Here is a 5,776-nt window from a genome sequence, read left to right as displayed (position 1 = left end):
AGCAGCACCACCGGATTGTCCGCCTCGCGAATGAGCTCGAGCGCCTGGGTCAGGCTCGGTTCGTCGGCGGCGCCGGGCTCCGGCATCTCGCGCGGCACCAGTACCTCCCCCTGCACCGGCTTGTTGATGATGTCCATCGGCAGGCTGACAAAGGCGGCACCGGGACGACCAAACTCGGCGGCACGAAAGGCGTTGGCCATCACCTCGGAGAGGGCGGCCCCGCTGTTGACCTGAGCGCTGAACTTGGTCACCGGACGGCAGAGGTTGACCGTATCCATGCTCTGGTGGGTGAGCTTGAGGCAGTCGGCGCGGCGCACCGCACCGCCCAGCGCCACCATGGGGTCCCCCTCCGAGGTAGCGGTCGCCAGCCCGGTAATAAGGTTGGAGCAACCGGGGCCCGAGGTGACCAGCGCCACCCCCGCCTTGCCGGTCAGGCGCCCCACCGCGGCGGCCATAAAGGCGGCGTTGGCCTCGTGGCGCACCACTATGGTCTCGATGGGGGAATCCTCCAGCGCATCGAACACCCGGTCAATCTTGGCGCCGGGAATACCGAACACCTGCTTGACCCCCTGCGCCTCCAGATGGCGCACCACCAGCTCGGCACCGCACTTCCACTGTCTGTTTTCCATGATATTGCTCCTTCTATATCAGCCTTCCGCGGCCTGAATGGCGCGATCGAGATCGGCGGGGTTAAGGTCGGCCTGCCGGAAAGCGGGATCCGATGGCAGGGCCAGATTGAGATGACGCACCACGGAGAGACGCAGGGTGCCGTGGGCCATGGTGTAGTCGAGCAGATGGCCGCCGCCGCTGCGATCGGCAGTGATCATGTGCTCGTGAAAACCCGCCACATTGATCCCCTGCACAAACGGCGGGCAGCGAAAGCCCACCAAAGTCCCTGCCACCGCGGCAAAACGGAACAGCGGCTGCTGCTCGATGGCCTCCAGCATGGGGCGATAGGGCGGCTCCTGACGCGGCACGGTGCGCACCTTGGCCGACTCGAACTGGCCATCGAGGCGCATGGCGACGAAGACGTTGTCGGAGCCCACCAGCCGGTCGACCCACTGGTGAATTTCGTCGCGACTGAGGGGATGGTCGAAACGGCGCTCCAGACAGGGGCGAAAGTGGGTCATCACCGCAAAGGGGGTCTTCTGATCGGCGCGGGCCGGTCGGGCCGAGCCATCGGCCCGCAACTGGTGGATCTGGCGCTCGAAGGCGATCAGCTCGCCATCGAGGTGGTTGAAGGTGCCGAGACCAAAGTCGCCGTGGCGCAGCAGCTCGCTCATGGTGGTCTCCCCTTCGTAGACCCCCGCCAGCAGGGCGCTCATCAGCGAGCTTTGATAGATCTCGCCGCCATCGTGCTGCCTGCGCCAGCGGGAAAACTGCTGGCTCACTTCGAGGGCACACGCGCATCCGGCACTGTCAGATGTTGCAATACGTTCCATTCGGGTTTCACCTCCGGCCTGAATCCTGTTAGCGTTCGGATTCAATGGTGACCCGGATCACATTTCAACGCCAATACACCGATCCCGCGACTTTGAGACTCTTTCGATATGGAACTGCGAACCCTGCGCTACTTCATGGCGGTCGTCGACAAACAGAACTTCACCCGGGCAGCCGAGGCGCTCAACATGGCCCAGCCGCCCCTGAGCCAGCAGATCCGCAAGCTGGAGGAGAGCCTCGGCACCCCGCTGCTGCGCCGTCTCACCCGCGGCGTCGAACTGACCGAGGCGGGCGCGAGCCTCTATCGGGATGCCACCCAGATCCTGACGCTGGCCGATGCTGCCAAACAGAAGGTGAAGCGGATCGCCCGCGGCGAGCAGGGGGCGCTGCGCATCGGCTTTGCCGGCTCTACCGTGCTCCACCCCGCAGTGCTGACCCTGCTGCACGACTATCGGGAACGCTACCCCGAGGTGGCGCTCACTCCGCAGGAGGGCACCATGCCGGCACTGGTGGAGGCGCTGCGCCACGACCGGCTCGATGCCGCCATCCTGCGCCTCCCCTGCAGCGGCAGTCAGGGGCTAGATCACCACCTCGTCGAACAGGAGCCGCTGCTGATCGCCCTGCCCACCAGCCACCCCAAGGCCAAGCTCGGCCCCATCGCCCTCGCCAGCCTGCGCGATGAGAGCTTTATCCTGTTCCCCCGCGAGATTGGCCCGGGCCTTCACGACGGCATCATGGCCCTCTGCCGGGAGGCGGGATTCGAGCCGCAGCTCGGCCCCGTCTGTCCGCAGGTGATCTCCACCGTTGGCATGGTGCAGGCGGGCTTTGGCGTGACCCTGGTGCCAAGCTCGGTGGCGGCGTTGCGTCCGGTCGGGGTAAGCTATCACCCCATCGCCGGCAGCGGCCTGATGACCGCCATCAGCCTCGCCACCCGCCCCCACCCCGGCAGCGCCGTGCTGCGCCGCTTTATCGCCCAGATACAAAAAAGGCCTCCCGAAGGAGGCCTTTTACGGCAATCTTGACGCCTTGCGGCTTGCTTGACGGTCGCGGTTTACTTGACGGTCACGCGGGCAAACTTGCGCTTGCCAACCTGATAGACGGCGGTACCGGCACCGATGAGTGCCTTGCCATCTTCCAGCTTCTCGCCATCAACCTTGACCGCGCCCTGCTTGATCATCCGCAGCGCTTCGGAAGTGGTGGCCACCAGATCGGCATCTTTCAGCAGGTTGGCAATGGCCAGACCTTCGCCTTCCAGAGCCAGCTCGACTTCCGGCATCTCGTCCGGAATGGCGTTCTTGGAGAAGCGCTGGGTGAAATCTTCGTGGGCCGCTTCGGCCGCCGCTTCGTCGTGATAACGGGCGATGATCTCTTTGGCCAGCCAGATCTTCACGTCGCGCGGGTTGAGAGTGCCGGCAGCGATGCCCGCCTTGAACTCTTCAATTTCAGCCAGCGGACGGAAGGAGAGCAGCTCGTAGTAGTTCCACATCAGATCGTCGGTGATGGACATGATCTTGCCGAACATCTCGCCCGGTGCGTCGTGGACGCCGATGTAGTTGCCTGCGGACTTGGACATCTTCTTGACGCCGTCCAGACCCACCAGCAGCGGCATCATCAGCACGCACTGGGTCGCCATGCCGGCATCTTTTTGCAGCTCGCGGCCCATCAGCAGGTTGAACTTCTGGTCGGTACCGCCCAGCTCAACGTCCGCCTTCAGCGCGACCGAGTCATAGCCTTGCAGCAGCGGATAGAGGAATTCGTGAATCGCGATGGACTGGCCGTTGCTGTAGCGCTTCTTGAAGTCGTCACGCTCCATCATGCGGGCCACGGTCTGCTTGGCCGCCAGCTTGATCATGCCGGTCGCACCCAGCTCGCTCAGCCAGGTCGAGTTGTACTCGATACGGGTCTTGGCCGGGTCGAGGATCTTGAACGCCTGCTCGGCATAGGTGAGGGCGTTGTGCTTGATCGCCTCTTCGGAGAGCGGCGGACGGGTGGCATTCTTGCCGGAGGGATCACCCACCATGGCAGTGAAGTCACCGATCAGCAGGATCACTTCATGGCCCAGATCCTGGAAGGTCTTCAGCTTGTTGAGGATCACGGTGTGACCCAGGTGAATGTCGGGGGCCGTCGGGTCCATGCCCAGCTTGATGCGCAGCGGGCGCCCTTCCTTCAACTTGGCAACCAGTTCCTCTTCAACCAGAATTTCTTCCGCTCCGCGCTTGATCTCGGCTAGCGCCACCTCGAGCTGGGACATTTTTTGACTCTCCATCACGATTCCACAGGGCCAAACATATTACTGGAATGGCGGGCCAATTGGAAAGGCTGTAAAATCCGTCCATTCTGCCCGACTTCATCTGCATCTCATGGTTATTTGGCACGCCTTCAACTCTCTCCCTCACTGGCACCGCAAGATGGTGCTGATTTTAAGCATCATGATCATGATGCTGGCGGCCTGGCCCAGCGAACAGGCGGTCGCGACCCGGGTCGATGAAAACGGCAACGAGATTGCCATGCGACAGCAACAGGAAGAGAACGGCGACGACAATCTGCCCCAGGACGACATCACCGCAGATGCGGTGCAGCCGGCTACCCCGCCCAAGCCGAGCTATGTCACCAAACATGTGAAGGTGCGTCGCGGCGACAACATGGGGGTGATCTTCCAGCGTCTGGGCCTCAGCACCACGGATCTGCACCTGATCGACCAGCTCGATGACAGCAACCCGCTGCGCATGTTGCAGCCGGGGCAGGAGCTCACCTTCAAACTGACCGAAGATGGCCAGCTGCACAGCCTCTACTATCCCCACAGCCTCGAACAGGCGCTCAAGGTGAGCCGCAAGGATGACACCTTCGTCGCCCGCAGCGTCAAGATCGCTCTCGACACCCGCGAACAGGTGACCAAGGGGGAGATCCGCTCCAGCTTCTGGAGCTCCGCCGTCGAGGCGGGCATGACCGAGGATCAGATCATGGACTTGGCCGCCATCTTCGGCTGGGACATCGACTTCGCTCAGGACTTGCAACCGGGCGACAGCTTCCGGGTAGTCTACGAGGACAAGTTCCGCGATGACGAGCGGGTTGCCTCCGGCGATATTCTGGCCGCCGAGTTCGTCAACCAGGGCACAGCCTACCGCGCCGTGCTCAATGAAGATGGCAACTACTACACCCCGGAAGGCAAAGCGATGCGCAAGAGCTTCCTGCGCGCGCCGGTCAACTTCAAATACATCAGCTCCAACTTCAACCCGCGCCGCCTCCATCCGGTGACCGGCAAGATCCGCCCCCACAACGGCATCGACTATGTGGCGCCGGTGGGCACCCCCATCATGGCGGCGGGCTCCGGCAACGTGGTGGCGGCGGGTTACAACCAGTTCAACGGCAACTACGTCTTTATCAAGCATGCCGGCAACTATGTGACCAAGTACCTGCACCTCTCCAAGCGCACCGTCAACAAGGGGCAGCGGGTCAAGCAGGGGCAGACTATCGGCCTGTTGGGTGGCACCGGTCGCGTCACCGGGCCGCACCTGCACTACGAATTCGTGGTGGGCGGCGTACACAAGAACCCGCGCACCCTCAACCTGCCGCAGGCGGAGTCCCTGAGCGGACGCGAGCTGGCCAACTTCAGAAAACTGGCGACACCGCAACTGGCCAAGCTCGACAGCCCCGAGCTGCAGCTGGCCCAGAACAAGCGGGAGAGTCGCGGCAACTAAAGCCTTCAGGGCTGGCGGGGGAGCTGCCCCGTCAGCCCTTTTTATTTTGCCTGCGCATGGCTCTGCGCCATGTTGCATCGGTGTCGGGAAGCGGACTATCCCGACCAGCGAGTGAGGAGAGCCAATGGCTGAACGCTATATCGGATTGATGTCAGGCACCAGCATGGACGGCATCGACGCCGTACTGGTGGTGATCGACGGGGATCAACTGCGGGTCGAGGCGGCCCTCAGCCACCCCTGGCCCACCGCCCACGAGCTCCATGAGCTCTGCACCCCGAGTGACAACGAGATCGATCGCATGGGGGTGGCCGACAATCTGGTGGCGCGCGAATTTGCCGCCGCCACCCACGCCCTGCTGGCCAAGACGGGCCTCACGCCCGCCGATATTCGCGCCATCGGCAGCCACGGCCAGACCATCCGCCACCGCCCCCAGCTTGGCTTTACCCTGCAGATCGGCAACGCGGCCCTGCTGGCGGCGCTGACCGGCATCGACGTTATCGCCGACTTTCGCACCATGGACATGGCCCTCGGCGGTCAGGGAGCGCCGCTGGTGCCCGCCTTCCATCAAGCCTTCTTTGCCCGCCCCGGCGCCCTGCGGGTGGTGCTGAACCTTGGCGGCATCGCCAATATCTCGGTGC

General features: G+C 63.5%; 6 protein-coding genes. 3 read left to right on the top strand and 3 right to left on the bottom strand.

Going from position 1 to position 5,776, the window contains the following annotated elements; genetic code table 11:
• Window positions 1–629: thiamine pyrophosphate-binding protein (locus AACS24_RS11520; RefSeq protein WP_258222913.1), on the bottom strand; the 629-nt coding region annotated here is incomplete at its 3' end.
• Between the two features lie 18 nt (window positions 630–647).
• On the bottom strand, window positions 648–1,442 hold the full coding sequence (budA, locus tag AACS24_RS11515; RefSeq protein WP_033115811.1) for an acetolactate decarboxylase: 795 nt from the start codon (window positions 1,440–1,442) through the stop codon (window positions 648–650).
• A 108-nt stretch (window positions 1,443–1,550) separates the two neighbouring features.
• Between budA and AACS24_RS11510 the strand changes: the two genes are divergently transcribed.
• Window positions 1,551–2,462: a LysR family transcriptional regulator gene (locus tag AACS24_RS11510; protein ID WP_108570759.1), complete on the top strand. Its 912-nt coding sequence runs from the start codon at window positions 1,551–1,553 to the stop codon at window positions 2,460–2,462.
• Between the two features lie 29 nt (window positions 2,463–2,491).
• Here AACS24_RS11510 and tyrS read toward each other — a convergent pair whose 3' ends face one another.
• Window positions 2,492–3,691 carry a tyrosine--tRNA ligase gene (tyrS, locus tag AACS24_RS11505; protein ID WP_024941863.1) on the bottom strand — a complete coding sequence of 400 codons (1,200 nt, stop codon included), beginning with the start codon at window positions 3,689–3,691 and terminating at the stop codon, window positions 2,492–2,494.
• A gap of 109 nt (window positions 3,692–3,800) precedes the next feature.
• Between tyrS and AACS24_RS11500 the strand changes: the two genes are divergently transcribed.
• Both AACS24_RS11500 and AACS24_RS11495 read left to right on the top strand, forming a co-directional pair.
• Window positions 3,801–5,138, top strand: a complete 1,338-nt coding sequence (locus AACS24_RS11500; RefSeq protein ID WP_108570758.1) for a peptidoglycan DD-metalloendopeptidase family protein — start codon at window positions 3,801–3,803, stop codon at window positions 5,136–5,138.
• Between the two features lie 124 nt (window positions 5,139–5,262).
• Window positions 5,263–5,776: anhydro-N-acetylmuramic acid kinase (locus tag AACS24_RS11495; protein WP_181364158.1), on the top strand; the 514-nt coding region annotated here is incomplete at its 3' end.

The sequence above is a fragment of the Aeromonas sp. HMWF016 genome (genome assembly GCF_963878195.1).
In the GTDB taxonomy this organism is placed as follows: domain Bacteria; phylum Pseudomonadota; class Gammaproteobacteria; order Enterobacterales; family Aeromonadaceae; genus Aeromonas; species Aeromonas lacus.
This window is presented reverse-complemented; position numbering and strand designations above follow the sequence as displayed.